Consider the following 16,823-nt stretch of genomic DNA (forward strand, 5'->3'; position numbering starts at 1 on the left):
CCCTTAAAGACGATAAGGTTGATAGGGCAGAGGTGGAAGTGCCGTAAGGCATGGAGCTGACTGTTACTAATCGGTCGAGGGTTTGACCTAAGGCATAAGTTGAATTTGGATTTAAAAAAGAAAAATTTGTGTGTTCAGTTTTGAAGGTATGTGTTGATTTTCTGAAAAGTCTGCTTCGGCAGGCTTTTTTTGTTGTGGGCTTTAGCCCGAACCGAACCACCCGTTTCGCAGGTGGCGGCGATTTTATCAGGAAGCAGCTGCATCGGCAGACTTTTTTGTTTATCAGGATGGAGTTGCTACAGCAGACTGTCCCAGTATTCCAAGAGGCCCGAGTTCATCGATAAAGGCACCGTGAAAAAAACCGCCGTAAGATCGATAAAGACACCACGAAAAAGCACCGCCGTAAGCCGGATTCATCCGGTGTACAGCAGCGCTTAACTTATTCAATATTCACTTCACAAATTTTTTTTGAATTTTTCCTTTAGGTCACTGATTGCCCGGAGTTCATCCTGATCAGTGACTTCTTCTATTTTTTCTTCTTCACGGACAAGCATCAGAACAAAGCTCACGGCGAGCAGTGCACAGGAGATCCAGATGATCTGTCTTCCTGTCGGTGCAGTCCCGGCTCCGACACGGGCGGCAAGAAAGCCTCCGACACCAGCTCCCAGAACAAAGACAAGGATAACCAGAAAATACTGCCTGCATCTTCTGAGATGTTTTCTATCCTTTGTACGAAGATAGGCACTCAGTGCGTCCATCCCGCTTCGAAGATTTCCAATGCACATTGTACTCGCGTATGCGTAACCGTTAACCTTTCGAAATGCCTGAACCTGCATTGCACAGGCCATCGAAGTCAGGGCATTGGCAAAGACGTTGACGATATCATTGATCGGCAGAAAACCAACCACCAGGAGCATCAGGATCTGCAGAAGAACGATAACCTGTCTCCAGTGAATCATCCCATCTGATCGGATTCTTGCGCGGATCTGCTCGGCAAGGAGAACGCCGAGCGCAAATGCAGTCAGCGGGATCAGATAGTGCAGAGCTCCGGTCACGTCTCCGGTGAAAAAATGCTGTGCCATCAGAACCAGATTTCCGGTCTGCGCATTCGCGAAAACCCTGCCGCGCACGAAATAGGAGTAAGCGTCCTGAAGTCCTCCCGATGCAGTGAGCACGATCATTACCGCATTTGATTCAGACATCTGAATGTGCTTTCTTTTCTTGTGATAAGTTACAGGCTGTTCCAAATCAAATCCTTTCTTTTCTTAGCGTACGAAATGATTATTGAGCGATCAATAAACGCCTGATCTGATGCAGCTGAATACGAAAAAGCCGCATACAGATATGTATTATAGTTCATCAAAAGAAAAAAACAACCTTGAAAAACAAATGGATGTATAACTAAAGAGCTGAACTTAAATGACTGAAATGAAAAGACAAAAGACACGAGATCAAAAGGCCAAAGATCAAATGACTGAAATCAAAAGATCTGAAATGAAAAGACTGAAATCAGATGTCCGAACATCGAAGACAGAACATCAAAGACAGAAAAAAAAGCAGAAAAAAGAAAGTAATAAAAAGAGGATGTTGATTTTCTCGTCATCAACATCCTCTTTTAATGAACTGCCCTTATCGTCTCTACTTTCTTTATCATTATGATTAACCTCCTTTTCTTTTATTTATCGGATGGTTACTTAGGTCTTGATCAGATGTGCAATGGACTTCTCCTCCGTTTCGTTTCTTTCTTTTTCTTGTTAACTATATAATACAGACGTAACGTCTGTTTGTCAAGTATTAATCTGAAAATAAAATGAAATATAGAATGTATATAGATTAATTGAACGCTCACACATGAATATACAAAAAAAGAGCCGCTGCCTGTTGATATCAGACAGAGGCTCCTTAAATGGGGGAGATGATCAAGATGAGGTAATCATCCTGAACCAAGGTTAAAAAACTTTGCCTTGATTTGGTGTGATTATAACAACAGCCGGGCTTCATTGCAAGCAATTTTATTGAAATAATTCCGAAAACTTTTACGAAAACAGTCTGATATCTAAATATATGCGTTTGAATTAGCTTGAAATCGCGATGGACCCGATCAGACATGCCACCTGAAATATCGATGAGAACAGGTGTCGATATACCATTGAAATAATTTCAGAGGACATCGCAGGAGAATATGGTTTATGCTGCGCGGTTTTTGAACAAGGCTGTTTTCAGTATTAATGATTAAAATATCTGTCGAATCTTCAGATTTTTATTTATCTTTCCGAATGAAGTGTGCTAAAATTATAAATATGTGAAATGTGTAAGGGCTACTTGAGCTATGTCTTTAAATGAGAGGAAGTTCAAATGAACATTGACAAAACAAATGAAATCATCAATTTCTATATTGACAAGTTTGACAAATCAGCCGGTAAAGAACATGACGAACTCTTCAAGTGGCGCTCTGCGTGGAAGTGCAGAAAATACTGGGATCTGGAGAACGCGGATTTTGCCGGGATGTTCCAGTCCTGTTTCAAGGACAGTGGCAGCCTCATCTCCAGCAGCTTCTGGTGGCCGAACAACGGCATCATGATGCTCTGTGATGAACGCAGCAATCATCAGGAGGCAGTCCGTGAGGCCTTCCGGATCCTCACGGAGGAAACGGAAGAGGATGACAAAGCACGAGGAGAACACACCTTTACATTTATACACAAGATCAACAGTCTCCTGGAAAGCCGGTCAAACGGTAAAGGTTATCTTCAGAATTCACGTTCCGCGCTTTCTTACCTCGGACTGATCTTCCCGCAGAAGGACTTCATCTACAAACCGACGACAGCATCGAATTTTGCCGATTCTGTCGAATTTTCCGAGAACTTCAGCAGTGGAAAGGCTTTTCGTCTGGATGCCTACTACCGGATGTGCCGTGAACTTGCCGAAGTGATCCGCACTCGCCCGGAGCTTCTCGAAATCGTTCAGAAAGAACTGATCAGTCAGGCTGAGGAATACAACATGCCGGGGCTTGAAAGCATTGATCCTGAATGTCACATCCTTGCATTTGATATCATGTACACAGCCGACACCTATGATTACTACATGGATCACCCCTTCGTTCATCGGACCAAGGCGTCCCGCACAAAGCAGGAGAAAGAAGAGAAGAAGCAGGAAATCGAAAATGAGATCTCCTACATTGAGGATCATATCCGGATGCTGCAGGAGCAAATCGGAGATGCAGGCAGCGCGGATATTATTGGATCATCTGTCTCTCACAGAAAGTTCGGGGAAGGAAAGATAACCAGTCAGAACGACGACAAGGTGACCGTTGCGTTCCCGGGAGGAAGCAAGATTATGAGTCTTGCCTTTCTGACTTCGAATCACATGCTGGATGATACCGGAATCATGGAAAGCTACAACAACCGGCTGCATCTGAAAAATGAGCTGGACACCTACCGGGCTAATCTTGCCATCAAGAATTCCGAGCTTGCTTACTTTATTCAGAAGAATAAGACCCGGAAGCAGCTGCAGGAGGAGGAAGAGGAGAGGGAGCGGCTCTCTCTCGCAAAGAAAAAGGCGAAGGCACAGCAGTAAGTCTGGAAAGCAGACTATCCAACAAAGAATCAGAAACAGATGTTCACACAAAGTAAAAGAACGAGATAAAACACGCTGCGCGAGTTTTATCTCGCTATCGCGACGCTCGCCGCACACGAATACTTCGCATTCGTCTGCGGCTCACTGTTCGCGTAAATAAGAAAAAACGGGTGTTCAGTCATCCGTTTTTTCTGTATAATAGGAAGAAGACATCAGAAAGGTAACCGGAAACCGTGCAGAACAGAGCAAAACGAGGAATTGAAAATACCGCATTCTCAGAACAAAAGACCGAAGAATACGGATATTCAGCGAATGCGCTCCGGTTCATAGCACGAATCACTCTTTTCTTTTTTCTCTCCGCACTTATCGGAACCTCATTTCTATGTATGTTTCATAAATCCTATGCGATCGGAACCTACAGCGGGCAGGTCAGATGGAAGGAAACAGAAACCGATGATCTCTGGAAATTCTATCAGAGCTCGCTTTCGCTGGTCAATCCTGACGACCCGGAATCCGATCCGAACGTCATGACGTACACGGGAAGTACCTTCGACGACAATTATTACAATCTGATCAACAGCACGAACAGCTGGGCTCAGTTCCGCTCCTTCAGCAGATCCCTGTATCAGAACGATTCCTATGTGATTCCCGGCCTCAGACAGACGAACGTCTCCGGAATGGCAACGCCCTATATGGTGCCGCAGGGAATCTGCATGGCCGGAAACTATATTCTGATTTCCGCATACAGTTCTTCAGATAAGGTATGGACAAGCTCCGTAATCTATGTGCTTGACCGTGACACCGGAAAATACCTCACGACCCTTGCGCTGAGCACCCGCTGTCACGTCGGCGCGCTCGCCTACAGTACCAGAACAAACCGTGTCTATATCGCGGACTCCAGTCTCAAGGATGAGCGGGTCCCCAGGACGAACAAATCGGATCAGCCGGAAAACCCGACCGGCGCCTACCGCATATGGCAGATCTCCATGCGTGATCTTCGGAAGTATGTCAATCAGAACAGAGATTCTGTCTATGTACCTCTGGTCAAGTATTTGTCCTGCGATACCATTCCGTCTTTCATCTTCATATATAAGAACACACTATTTGTCGGGAGTTTCAATGCCAACAGCTTCTATCCGAGAAGCTACGCGACAGCCTACAGCCTGAAGACTGGGAAGGTCGTGACATACAAACTCTATCTCAGCAATTTTACCCAGGGAGCGCAGATTGTGAAACATAAAGGCCGTCTGTATGTGATCACGTCATCCTCCTACGGACGCAACAATACTTCCTATCTCAGGATCTACCGGATTCATTATAACAAGTATCTTGGCTGGTTCCGCAATCCGGTCCTTGTCCGAAGCCTGCGTATCCCGAATATGAGCGAGGATCTCGACTCCGGCGGAGATCATCTGCTGATCAATTTTGAATCCGGGGCGACGAAATACCAGGCGCAGAACGTCACACAGAATCAGATCGACCGTGTTCTGAATGCCTCGATTGGCAGTCTGATTGACGGTTATCAGATGCAGGTTCCTTACGCGAACGAGACGCAGATGATGGACAACGCACTTCCCGGCGACAAGAGCACGAAGAAGGACAGCCCAGCCGCTGCGGATGCAGCCGGCGATCATATTGTCGAGAGGGCATTACTCCCTTCAGAGAGGAAAAATTCCGCGTTAAGCAGAAATCCTTCTGGGATCGGGAAAGAAAATGAAATGGAAGATAACGAGAAAAGAGAAAAACGAATAAGAAGAAAGTCGAAGCAATAAAAAGAAAGTCGAAGCGATAAAAAGAAAGTAGAAAATATAAGAAAAAGTCGAAGATGTATAAAGAAAGAGAACAATGAGTGCTCGGAGACAAAGATGATAAAAATGAACGAAAAGCACCCCGTCAAAAAAATCTCAATTCAGGAAAGAAGCAAAATTACATGATCAGGAATCGAACAAAGTATCTCTCAATCATTTTCAGTCTGGCCGTATCCGCCGCCATGCTGGCGGCATGCGGTAATCGCGCTGCCGTGGGCGGGAAAATCTCATCGGGATCCTTAGAGACGCAGGAGGCCGCATCAACTGTTACGCAGTCTGAATCCGCAGCATCATCCGCTGCGCAGTCTGGATCCGGTTCATCATCCGCCATAGAAGATGTCGTCACGGACAGCGGCGCAGTGAGCAGTATGTCCGTTGCCAGTTCCTCTGTGGAACAGGCCGCGGAAGAAAATGGATCTGACAACCAGACAGACCTGGCGGACGGTGATTATACGCCGGACACATTCAGCTGGAGCGGCGGCTCAGGACGTGTAGAGATCAGCTGCACCGGCATCACGGTGAAAAATGGCCGAAGCTACGCGGACATCAAGTTCAGCAGCACCCATTACATCTATGTCCGGGCAGAAGGACTGAAGATCAATGGCAGCAGCGGAAGCGGTGAATTCCGCATACCGGTTTCGCTGAATCAGAACAATACCGTGATTGGCTGCACGACCGCAATGTCCACACCGCATGAGATCACTTATACCATGTATTTCGGAGTGAAGGACGCCGGAAGCGCTGATTCCGGCAGTGAGAGCAGCGGACTATCTGCACAGTACAATTCCCTGGATGATACGGCACCGCAGATTCCGGGACTTGAATATCAGTCCGAGATTTCGCCGCAGCATGCCTCCCTGTTCCGTATTTTCCGGTATAATCAAGGCGTCGATCTTGTGGAAGTCATTCTGCGGGATTCGTCCTCCGGGTCGAACCTGTATGAGAATCCGGTTGTCAAGTATCTTATAGCTCCCGAGGATGCGGAGCTTATGGCAGGAATCGAGAAGGAAGCGGTAGTCATCCGTAAACCTGTGACAAACGTTTTTCTCGCGTCAGAAGGCGCAGAAAAGCTGCTGCAGAAGGAAAACCTGACATCCGCATTTGACAAAACAGACGCAGGCTCGTATGATGACTGGGATCTCAAGGCGCTTCTGAAAGGCGGCACAGACCTGATCATCGAGGACGGAAAGATCCTCTCCGAAGACCAGAAGGAAGCGTTTGACAAGAATGTCAACAGCTCTCTGCAGATGAATGTCCCGATGTTCATCGACAGATCGGAAGACGAGGGCAGCGAAGAAGCAGCCGACGAATGGGGACAGATCTATTCGCTGATTTTCTCATAAATGGAAGTTTACCGATTATGGTAAAAATCGAATTGTCCGGTTGTAGAACCGGAACGAATAGTATTATAATGGAAGCTTAAAGGAGATTATACAAAATGCACTATAAGAAAATTATACTGGCTCTGACAGCCGCGGGCATGATCGCATCTCAGACAGTGCCTGCCTATGCTGAAGAAAATTCAAACGTCACCTCAGTATCGTCTGCTTCCGGAGTGGTTTCTGCATCCTCAGGTGCAGATTCTGCTTCCGCGTCCACTTCCGGATCGGTTTCCTCCTCACAGGACAGCAGCGCAGCCATTTCCTCATCTTCCGCGGGAAACACCTCATCCGGCTCCGTTGAAACACCGGAAAACGCTGCGTCCGGGGATAACGCGACTTCTTCTTCGTCTGCCGGATCCGGCGCAACCGCTTCGGGTAGTTCAGCTGCAGGTACCTCCGGGGAAAATGCTTCCGGTACCAATCCGTCCGGCGGCACGGACAGCACAAAGGAGGCTGCATCTGGAAACGCGGACGCCGCAGGTAAAGATCAGAGTGACGCTTCCGACAAGAAGTCTACGGAAGTCAGTGATGCCACGAGATCTCAGGCTGAGCAGGAGGCGGAGCGGGCCGCACAGAATGAACAGTCCATACAGCCGGTCGTTCCCGCAGGAGTTGCGGGTACGGTAGATCAGACTGCTGCCGAGAAGGAGACTTTCGCATATCTGACAGAGGTTATCGGACTCAACAATGCCGCAGCGTCCGGACTTCTCGCGAATTTTTACCAGGAGACCATGTTCCAGTATAAGGCAGTTGGCGGAAACGGCATTGCTTACGGACTCGCCCAGTGGACCGGCGGGAATTTTACAAGCCTTGCGAACTGGTGCGGCGCCAACGGAAGAGATTACACAACCATTGACGGCCAGATGCATTATCTCAAATATGATCTGGAAACCAATTATCCCGCTGTTTATGCGTACCTGAAGGGACTTCCGAACACAGCTGAGGGCGCGGGCGCTGCCGCCGCGTTTTTCTGTACATACTATGAGCGTCCGGCATACACGGAGACACGTGCCGCGGAGCGGACCGCATATGCGCTGCAGGTCTTCTGGCCGAGATACCAGAGCTACATTCTGGAGCAGAACAAGGATGTCAAGGCATACATGGACTGGCTCGCAGCCTATACAGCAGATCAATCTCACGGATACAGCACCGTAAACCGCCGCAACAATCCAGACGTGGATGCGTATTCCCTGATTTTCTATGCGCTGTATGACAACGGTTATCTCCTGGCAGAGAATGAGCGGAATCCTTTTGATCAGAGCAGCATCGTCTCCGAGCTGACGGAACATGGCTTTGCGGAGGCATCCGACGCAGAGACAGATCCGGAAAAGCTGGAAGCGGGCGACATCATCCTGTATACCGATAATTCCGGGGCTGCGGTTTACCGGACCGCTGATCTCGTATGGCAGGCGAAGGAGACGGACGCGGACAAGGCTTCGGGCAATAAAGCAGGAGACCAGACAGATGAGGTGGGAAGCGGCGAGCTGGATACCTCAAAACAGCGTAAGGTATATCGGCTGAAGACAAAGGACGCCAGCCTTCCGGCGCTTGCGCAGAAGATGGTGGATCAACTTTCCAATAAGCAGTACATGTACAGCGACAACATCCGTCAGCTCAAGAAGACGGATGAAGACAGCTACACCTTCCTGTTCCAGACGCTTAAGGGCATCGGAGAGCTGAAGGATGTGGATACCGCCTTCACAAAGGACACCATGGATCATGTTCTGTGTACGCACAGCTATCAGAACATTGAGGCTCAGATCGCAGCCAAGAAGGCGTCACTGTCCGTTGGAGATATCGTCTGGAATCCGGAATCCGGAGCAGCTGTATATCTGGGAAGCGACCGCTATATCTTCATGGACAATGAAGTGGATCAGAAGATGGCAGACATCACCGGTATCAGCAGCTGCAGATACCTTGAGACAAAGAAAATGACAGGTGCTGCATGGACCGCTGTTTATCACAAAATGTAATGGAGCGGAGTACTTTGCGTCTCTGCGGGAAAAAGCGCAGGAAGATCATCCATAATTTTATGACCGCGGTTCTGTTCATCGGAATGATTGCAGGTGGTCCCCTTCCAGTAAGCGCAGCAGGAAATACATCCGTGAATGCATCTGGGACTGCATCAGGGACTGCATCCCAGCTTGCATCTGGGACTACATCAGGGACTGAATCTCAGAGTACATCCGGAGCTGCATCTCAGGCTTCATCGGGAAATAATTCTGGAACTGCACTTGGGACTACACTGGTCGGACAGTGCACTGCCTCCCGCACCAGTCCGGCTGCTGCGGACGCATCACAGGCGAATGCAGCCGGGTCTGAAAATGAGGCGGGAACAGCGCACGGCGGCAGCGTAAACGGTGAGAAGGAAGCTGACACAAATGCTTCCCGTCTTCCGCTCGATCTTTCCGGAGTGACCCGTTCGGTTTCTTCAGATTCTTCGTCTTCATCCGTTTCCTCGGATTCCTCGAACGCATCCGGTTCTGCTCATTCCCGGGATTCATCCGATTCCGTCTCAACCGGTTCCGCTCATTCCCAGGATTCGTCCGCTTCGGTTTCATCCAATTCCTCCGCATCCGCGGACCCGGATACCACCGGCGAGGAGCTGTATTATTTTCAGGACGTTTACGGACATACGTATTCCATGTACCGCAATCTCACTTGTGTACAATCCCCATATCAGATGTCCGGCTTTTCCTGTCAGGATCAGCGGATGACCTATTCGGATGATACTTACACCTCACGTCTTGGCATCGATATCTCACAGTATCAGGGCGGCATCGACTGGGCGCAGGTAAAGGCAGCCGGATTCGATTTTGTCTTTATCAGAGTTGGAACCAGAGGATATGAGAGCGGATCAATTTACGAAGATGAATGCTGGGCAGAAAACCTGAAGGAAGCAAAAGAAGCCGGTCTGGACGCCGGTGTGTATTTTTTCTCGGGAGCGGTCAGCGAACAGGAAGCCGAAGAAGAGGCGGACTATATCATAGAAAAATTGAACGGTGAGCCGCTGGAACTCGGAATTGTCCTTGATGTCGAGACAATCGGAAGTGAAACCTCCCGGCATGACGATCTGTCTACCGAACAGTATACGGCAGATACCTCTGCGTTCTGTGAGAGAGTAAAGGCAGCGGGTTACAACCCGATCGTGTATTCCAATATCTTCTGGGAGGCAACGCACTACGATATGACGAAGATCGGCAATTATGATGTCTGGTACGCCGACTACATGACAACACCGCAGACACCGTATATGTACCGCTTCTGGCAGTATACCGACTCCGGTACGGTTCCCGGAATCAACGGGGCAGTGGATCTGGATGTCGAACTGATTCCGAAAAGTGATCTGGTAGAGCGTCACGGAGTCTTTCTTCTGGATGCTCTGCAGCAGGCCGTACTGGAGAATTCTTCCGGCGGAACGGAAATTGGGAAGGGTAATGAGAGCAGCTGCGCAGGCAACCGCGGAGTTGACCTGATCCAGAAGCAGAGCCAATAATGATCATATATCAAAAGCAGAACCGGTAACGATCATATGCAGAAGCACAGCCGTAAATGATCATATACTACAAGAATTAGAACCGGTAACGATCATATTCCAGTAGCAGAACCGGTAACAATCAGATAAAAGAAAGAGCAGAGAAAACGACCGCGGCACCGGAAATATACATCCGGTACCACGGTCGTTCTTTGTGCGCCCGGCAGCGCATATTTATAACCAGTGAAAGAGTTCACGTTCGGGCGCAGATAAAAGATTATTGTCATAGATCAGACAATCGGATAGTAGGCGACGATCGTGTAATCCGCCGGCACGTGCAGGCTCTCGGCGCCGTCGGGCGTTCCGATGACCCATTTGTTCCTTCCGGTATTCCGATGTGCGTAGATCGTATCAAAATTGTACATGGTCGCGCCAATGTCAAGGGCGGTGTCTGCAGCGGTTGTGATTTCCTCCTGCTTTACGCAGAGAACAACACAGCTTCCATGCACGATATAGCGGTACGGCTGCCGGTTCAGAAAGCTCGGAGCGAGACTCGCCGCATAAAGAGCCTCATCCAGAAGAGGATCTACCGCATTCTCACTCCAGTCCATCGGCGTTCCCCATGAACCGGAATATACCATATCATCCTGTGCGATCTTTGGCGCGACGTGCTCCGCACGCTTGTTGTACTTAAGATTCGAAGGGGTCTCAATATCCAGACGCGGCTTCGCGGAAACAGCCTTTCCATATCCGGCAGCAAGAATCACGGCAGGGTTCATTTCGGTTTCTGCCAGAAGCGCCCGCTTTGTGGCTTTGATATCATGTACGGTAAGCCAGCAATGATCAATCTCCATATCGGTGAGCTTCAGGCAGAGCTGCTCGCCGATATATCCTGCATTCAGGAGATCATTGTCCTTCTCTTCGGAAAATACGACGAGGTAGACCGGAGCGCCGAATGCAAGCCCGCGATATCCAGCCACACCCTCCAGACGGTTCTTCATATCACTGTCATTGTAAATCTTCAGTTCTGTCCGGATATCCGGAACCAGTTTTTTGGTCTCTGTGAAGAAATTCCGGATCTCATTCAGGTCCTCATCCGGAATGCTTCTTTTCTTAAACTCACGCACGGACTGCCGGTCTTCAATTAATTGTTTGTCATCCATTAGTGCCTCCATATCCTTATCCTGGTGATACGCAGTCTTATACCGAAATGCGCTGCTGTTTACAGTGTACGCTGCCATTTGAAGAACGCGTACCTATTTACGCGAACAGTGAGCCGCAGCCGAATGCGAAGTATTCGTGTGCGGCGAGCGTCGCGATAGCGAGATAAAACTCGCGCAGCGTGTTTTATCTCGTTGCAGCACGCGCTATGGTTTGATGTGTGCGTGCCAATATGCAGCATATGCCTCCGGTTACAGAATGGTATTTTCCGTATAGACTTCGTATCGACGATTCAACGTATGTTTTTATTATAAATTGGCAGATTCGTGAATGCAAGAGCAGAAAATAGTTTGCGAATCGTATGAATGAAGCATAATTGACGGCAATTGTCAGATATAACAAATTGAAGTTATACTACAAAAACAAAATCATACGAAAGCAATACAATACTATAACGATGCAATTCTAAAACCATACAATACTAAGACCATACAAAACTAAGCCTGTACAATAAGAAAAAAATACAATGTCAAAGCATATAATACAAAGACAGAATCATACGGAAGCCAAACATCATGGCTGATTCCGAAACGACGCGTCTTTTACGGCAAAGGAATCCTTCCCGGTCTGCTTGACCGTGTAGAGCATGTGGTCCGCCGTCCGGAACAGCGCAGAGTAGTCGATGTAGGTTCCGTCATTGATGGCACAGCCGATGCTGGCAGTTACATGATCTCCGTTCTGTGCGTCAATCACAATGGTGTGCAGATTATTTTCCACATCCGCGAGCTTGCTCTCCACAAACTTCCGGTCAACCATCCGGATCGCATACACCAGAAATTCATCGCCGCCCATACGGGTCACAATGTCTTCCTTCCGGAAGGAAGACGAAAGGCAGGAGGCAACAGCCTTCAGGATTTCATCGCCCCTCTGATGACCATACGTATCGTTGATGTGCTTGAAATTGTCGATATCAAAGATGATAAACGCGCCCGGCACGCCGTTTGTGATACAGTTCGTGATCAGCGTGTCACCGCCGCGCCGGTTCAGGATTCCGGTAAGGCCGTCATGCGAAGCGTACGTCTCTGTAATGCCGTTTGTCTGAAGCGAAACTGTTCTCGAGTAGATCATGATGCCGCTCCAGGTCAGCGAAATAACGTCATCCATCAGGACATAGATCAGAATCGGGCCATATGCCTCGGAGGAGAGTATCAGGCGCGCAGGAATCAGGTATACTGCGGATACGAAGAGAATCATCAGATATACCCGCCAGATCTTATCAAAGATCAGCATCGGGAGGATGATCAGCAGAATCAAGAAGATGATCGGCATATCACCCGGATTTAATGCGGTATGAAGGAATGCAGTAAATAACAGAATCAGTATTTCAAAGATATATAGTATGATCGTCGGCAGATGCGTCTGACGAATGGCACTGTTTCCGGCAGCTGATTCACCCTCAATTGCTGGTTTCCTGGGAAACGCATTCCCGGTTTCACGGATAAACGCGTAATAGATCAGTGCCATAAATCCAATGCCCATCAGCATATAGATACAGTATCCGAATTCGATAAAACGAAAGAACACAATCTGACAGATCAGATCCATCAGAAACAGAAGCATCAGAAATACAAGCAGGAATCTCGTCGATACACAGTTTTTATAATTGAGAATTGCCGTGTAATCCTCCAGTACAGGAGAAAACAGGGTCTTACGGACTTTGCAGGTCCACTTCTTGCAGTTCAGAGAAATATGTTCTTGCACAGGGATAGATTTCTTCAATGGAATTCTCCGTTCGTCATATTATTTGCAAAATGCCATTTCAAGAGTAGTGAAACGGATTTGATTACTGATGATTTAATTATATCAACATTTTCAACAGCTTCAATGGTATTTAACAAAATGATTCTGTGCAAATTACATATACGTGGAATACGATGGTGCAGATTTTTATATGTGAGAAGTAAAAAAATGACGCGGCGCTGCTGCCTGCGTTTTCGAAGAACTGTTCAGCCATGATCCAGTTCAAGGCAGGTTGACATAAACAGTAACATATTTGTAAAGATTTATTTACTTTCTTCCCTGTGGATACAGTTAAAATAATCAGACGGGAGTAATAACGAAAGGGCCGGATGTTCGCATCCGGCTGTATAAGGGGAGAGAAGTAAATAATGACACAGAAAATTCTGGCTGCTGATGACAACAGTCTGTTGATCAACCGTCTGAAAAGTTCGCTGGAACAGGACGGCTACGAGGTGACCGTAGCCGCAAGCGGCGCTGAGGCGCTGGAACTCGCACAGAAAAACTGGTACGATCTTGTAATTACCGATGCGGTTCTGAAGGGCATGGCCGACTTCGAGCTGTGTGAACGCATTCGTGAATTTTCCGATGTACCCGTGATCATACTTTCCGAGCGCAATAAACCCATGGATAAGATCATGGGCTTCGATTACGGCGCGGATGATTATGTATCGAAGCCGTACAATACAAGAGAACTAAAGATTCGCATCCGCAAGGTGCTGAAGCGTTACCGGAAGGATTACGGGAACCGTCCCGAGTCCGACCGCATCATCGTGGCTGGCAGACTGACTTTGGATAAGGACAGCCGGACGGCGATGGTAGACCACAGGAAGATCGACCTTACCGTAAAGGAATATCAGCTTTTGAAGGAGCTCGCCTCCCGGCCCGGTAAGATCTTCACGCGAAATACCCTGATCTTCAAGATATGGGGAACAGAATTCAGTGGTGACGAGAAAACGCTGGACGTTCATATCCGCAGGCTCAGGAACAAGATCGAAACCGATCCCTCGCATCCGCAGATGATTCGCACCAAGTGGGGAGTCGGGTATTACTTCAGTACGAAATGACTTGAAAACCACATGTATCATAGCCAGTGTCTCCTAGAAAGACACTGGCTATTTGACGTTTAGAAAATAAAACGAAACATTTCTTCATATTTATGTAAAACAAGCTTTAAAAATAAACTGTTTTATTGTAAAATACAGAGCGGCAGTAAATGCCAGAGGAAACTGTTCCGGAGAGGGGAAAAGGATCAAATGAAAAAGAAAATACTTCGAATTATTTCAGCAGGGATTCTCAGTATGTCTCTGTGCTTTGCAAATGTTTCTGCTGTATCTGCTGATGAAGCGGCGCCTCAGACTATCACAGGGGAAGCGCAGATTCAGCAGGTGGAGTCTTCAACGTCAGAAGATACGCAGAAGACAGACAGCGAAAATATTTCAGAAGATAGTGAACAGGGGATGGAGAAGCCATCCGAAACAGAGAGTGTTTCTTCCACATCATCCGTTTCAGAAGATGAGGATACAGAGAATTCTGAACCGCAGTCCAAAGCAGAGGACACCGAAACGGTGACAGAAGCTGTACAGGTCAGCTCGGACGTAGAAAACCTTGTCAGCGCCGCCGCACACATCACAGACTGCTCCTCTGATCAGGTGGCTGAGATTAGTCAAAAGATTGAGAATGTACAGAACACCATGGATTCTCTGTCCGAAGAAGAACAGGATATTCTATCAGACAGCAGGGAGGCTCTGGATAATGCCGCAATTGCAGTAGAGTCTTTTCAGAATCCGGTATCGGATCAGCATTTTCTGGCGGGAGACGGCGAGCATATGAACAGTTTCCGTTATATAAACGGTCAGTCTGTCACAGAAGCGTTAGAGGATGTTTCACAGGAAGGGGCAGCTATTGAAGCCTATGCAAACGGCGAATCGGATACGGTTGTGCAGGGATTAAAAGATGGAACCATTTCCGTTAACACGGCAGACAAGACCGATCTTCAGACGGAAGCTGACGCAGCGGATTCACAAGCAATTCTTCTCGGAACCAAAGATACAAAGGAGGGGATCGATGTCAGTCAGTTTCAGGGAAAGATTGACTGGGCTGCAGTAAAGAAAGCCGGTGTAAAATTTGCTATTATCCGCTGCGGATATGGAGATAATGATTCCAGCCAGGATGATACAAAATGGGAGTTTAATGTGGCGGAATGCGAAAAATACGGGATTCCGTACGGGGTATACCTGTATTCCTATGCAATTGATACCCAGGGAGCGAAACGCGAGGCCGCTCATGTGCTCCGTCTGATTAAGGGGCATTCCCTTGCGCTGCCTGTTTATCTGGATATGGAAGATAACACTCAATATGAAGCAGGAAAATCTATGATAGTTTCCATAGCCAATACTTTCTGCTCGACTATCCGGGAGGCAGGGTATGATGCGGGCGTATACTCGAGTACCAGCTGGTGGAACAGCGTTCTTTCGCCAATTGCATATGACACTACGATTTATCAATGGGTAGCCGAGTGGGAAAGCAGCAGCGTTCATGCATCCGCCAGATATCAGCTGTGGCAGTATGATTCTACAGGCAAGGTAAGCGGAATAACACAAAATGTGGTAGATAAGGACCGCTGGTATGGAGACTTTCCGGCAGCAATCGGGGAGAGTCCTTCAAGAACATCAGATGGAACAGGCATATCGTATCAGGCCCATGTGCAGAAAATCGGCTGGGAATCCAAGACCCGGTGCAATGGGGAAACTTCCGGAACCGTCGGGCAGTCACTTCGTCTGGAGGCCATCCGGATCGGTATTTCGGGGAACAGTAATGTCGGCGTGGCTTATCAGACTTATGTGGAGAACATCGGCTGGCAGAATCAGGTCAGCAGTTGGGAAACGGCAGGGACAACAGGACAGGGCCTGCGGATGGAGGCAATTAAAATTTGTCTTACCGGTGCGGATGCCGCCAGGTATGATGTATACTATCGAGTCCAGGCCGAGAACATCGGCTGGATGGGATGGGCGAAAAACGGGAATGCGGCTGGTACACAGGGGTATGGCTGCCGGATGGAAGCTATCCAGATTATCCTTGTAGATAAAGGAGCGGAAGCACCTTCCAGTGACGGCGCAGCGGTTTCGGCTGCTTTTCGTGAAAGGACAAACAATGTCTCATACAGCGTCCACGTGCAGCATTTCGGCTGGCAGGAAGATATGACAGATGGAGATACCGCGGGAACAACGGGACGTTCCCTTCGTCTTGAGGCCATTCAGATCAGTTCTCCTCTGGCGGATATCCAGTACCGGACGCATATCCAGCAAATCGGCTGGCAGAACGGCTGGACCGATGAAGGAAATGTCAGCGGTACAACAGGAAAAAGCCTGCGTATGGAAGCTATTCAGATTCGATTGACAGGAGCATCCGCCTCGCAATATGATATTTATTACAGAGTTCACCTCCAGCATATCGGGTGGACAGACTGGGCATCTAACGGAGCACCCTGCGGAAGTACCGGATATTCCTACCGGATGGAAGCTATTCAGATTGTACTGGTAAATAAAGGAGGCTCTGCGCCGGGCAGTACTTCAAGAGCTTTCTATTCCAGATAAGAGAGAAGGGTTCTGACTGTCGAGATGTTGA

At 48.2% G+C, this 16,823-nt stretch carries 11 protein-coding genes and 1 rRNA gene; 9 read left to right on the forward strand and 3 right to left on the reverse strand.

All coding sequences use genetic code 11. The features are described from left to right. Window positions 1–90: ribosomal RNA gene (locus ACTQZS_RS10910) — 23S ribosomal RNA — on the forward strand; the annotation flags it as partial. A gap of 365 nt (window positions 91–455) precedes the next feature. Here the strand turns inward: ACTQZS_RS10910 and ACTQZS_RS10915 are convergent. Further along, window positions 456–1,202 (reverse strand): YoaK family protein, encoded by a 747-nt coding sequence (locus tag ACTQZS_RS10915; RefSeq protein WP_441475823.1) that lies wholly within the window; start codon window positions 1,200–1,202, stop codon window positions 456–458. 217 nt (window positions 1,203–1,419) lie between these two features. Between ACTQZS_RS10915 and ACTQZS_RS10920 the strand changes: the two genes are divergently transcribed. From ACTQZS_RS10920 to ACTQZS_RS10945, 6 genes are all read left to right on the forward strand, one after another. After that, on the forward strand, window positions 1,420–1,659 hold the full coding sequence (locus ACTQZS_RS10920; protein WP_441475824.1) for a hypothetical protein: 240 nt from the start codon (window positions 1,420–1,422) through the stop codon (window positions 1,657–1,659). Between the two features lie 696 nt (window positions 1,660–2,355). After that, the gene (locus tag ACTQZS_RS10925; RefSeq protein WP_441475825.1) at window positions 2,356–3,573 is read left to right on the forward strand and encodes a hypothetical protein; all 1,218 of its coding nucleotides are present in this window, start codon (window positions 2,356–2,358) and stop codon (window positions 3,571–3,573) included. 386 nt (window positions 3,574–3,959) lie between these two features. Next, a complete protein-coding gene (locus ACTQZS_RS10930) occupies window positions 3,960–5,345 on the forward strand; it encodes a hypothetical protein (protein ID WP_441475826.1) in 1,386 nt (461 codons plus the stop codon). Between the two features lie 158 nt (window positions 5,346–5,503). Beyond that, window positions 5,504–6,724 carry a hypothetical protein gene (locus ACTQZS_RS10935; RefSeq protein ID WP_441475827.1) on the forward strand — a complete coding sequence of 407 codons (1,221 nt, stop codon included), beginning with the start codon at window positions 5,504–5,506 and terminating at the stop codon, window positions 6,722–6,724. A 95-nt stretch (window positions 6,725–6,819) separates the two neighbouring features. After that, complete coding sequence (locus tag ACTQZS_RS10940) at window positions 6,820–8,736, forward strand: phage tail tip lysozyme (protein WP_441475828.1); 1,917 nt, start codon at window positions 6,820–6,822, stop codon at window positions 8,734–8,736. A 14-nt stretch (window positions 8,737–8,750) separates the two neighbouring features. Next, window positions 8,751–10,259 carry a glycoside hydrolase family 25 protein gene (locus ACTQZS_RS10945; RefSeq protein ID WP_441475829.1) on the forward strand — a complete coding sequence of 503 codons (1,509 nt, stop codon included), beginning with the start codon at window positions 8,751–8,753 and terminating at the stop codon, window positions 10,257–10,259. A gap of 269 nt (window positions 10,260–10,528) precedes the next feature. On the opposite strand, the gene ACTQZS_RS10950 is transcribed toward ACTQZS_RS10945, so the two are convergent. Together ACTQZS_RS10950 and ACTQZS_RS10955 are read right to left on the reverse strand one after the other, a co-directional pair. Next, window positions 10,529–11,401, reverse strand: a complete 873-nt coding sequence (locus ACTQZS_RS10950) for a nitroreductase family protein (protein WP_441475830.1) — start codon at window positions 11,399–11,401, stop codon at window positions 10,529–10,531. Window positions 11,402–11,972: 571 nt separating this feature from the next. Further along, window positions 11,973–13,160 (reverse strand): GGDEF domain-containing protein, encoded by a 1,188-nt coding sequence (locus ACTQZS_RS10955; protein ID WP_441475831.1) that lies wholly within the window; start codon window positions 13,158–13,160, stop codon window positions 11,973–11,975. 407 nt (window positions 13,161–13,567) lie between these two features. Between ACTQZS_RS10955 and ACTQZS_RS10960 the strand changes: the two genes are divergently transcribed. Together ACTQZS_RS10960 and ACTQZS_RS10965 are read left to right on the forward strand one after the other, a co-directional pair. Then, the gene (locus ACTQZS_RS10960; protein ID WP_441475832.1) at window positions 13,568–14,263 is read left to right on the forward strand and encodes a response regulator transcription factor; all 696 of its coding nucleotides are present in this window, start codon (window positions 13,568–13,570) and stop codon (window positions 14,261–14,263) included. Window positions 14,264–14,452: 189 nt separating this feature from the next. After that, window positions 14,453–16,792, forward strand: coding sequence for a GH25 family lysozyme (locus ACTQZS_RS10965; RefSeq protein ID WP_441475833.1), 2,340 nt, complete (start codon window positions 14,453–14,455; stop codon window positions 16,790–16,792). The last annotated feature ends 31 nt before the right edge of the window (window positions 16,793–16,823 follow it).

It is taken from the genome of Bilifractor sp. LCP19S3_H10 (genome assembly GCF_052119185.1).
In the GTDB taxonomy this organism is placed as follows: domain Bacteria; phylum Bacillota; class Clostridia; order Lachnospirales; family Lachnospiraceae; genus Bilifractor.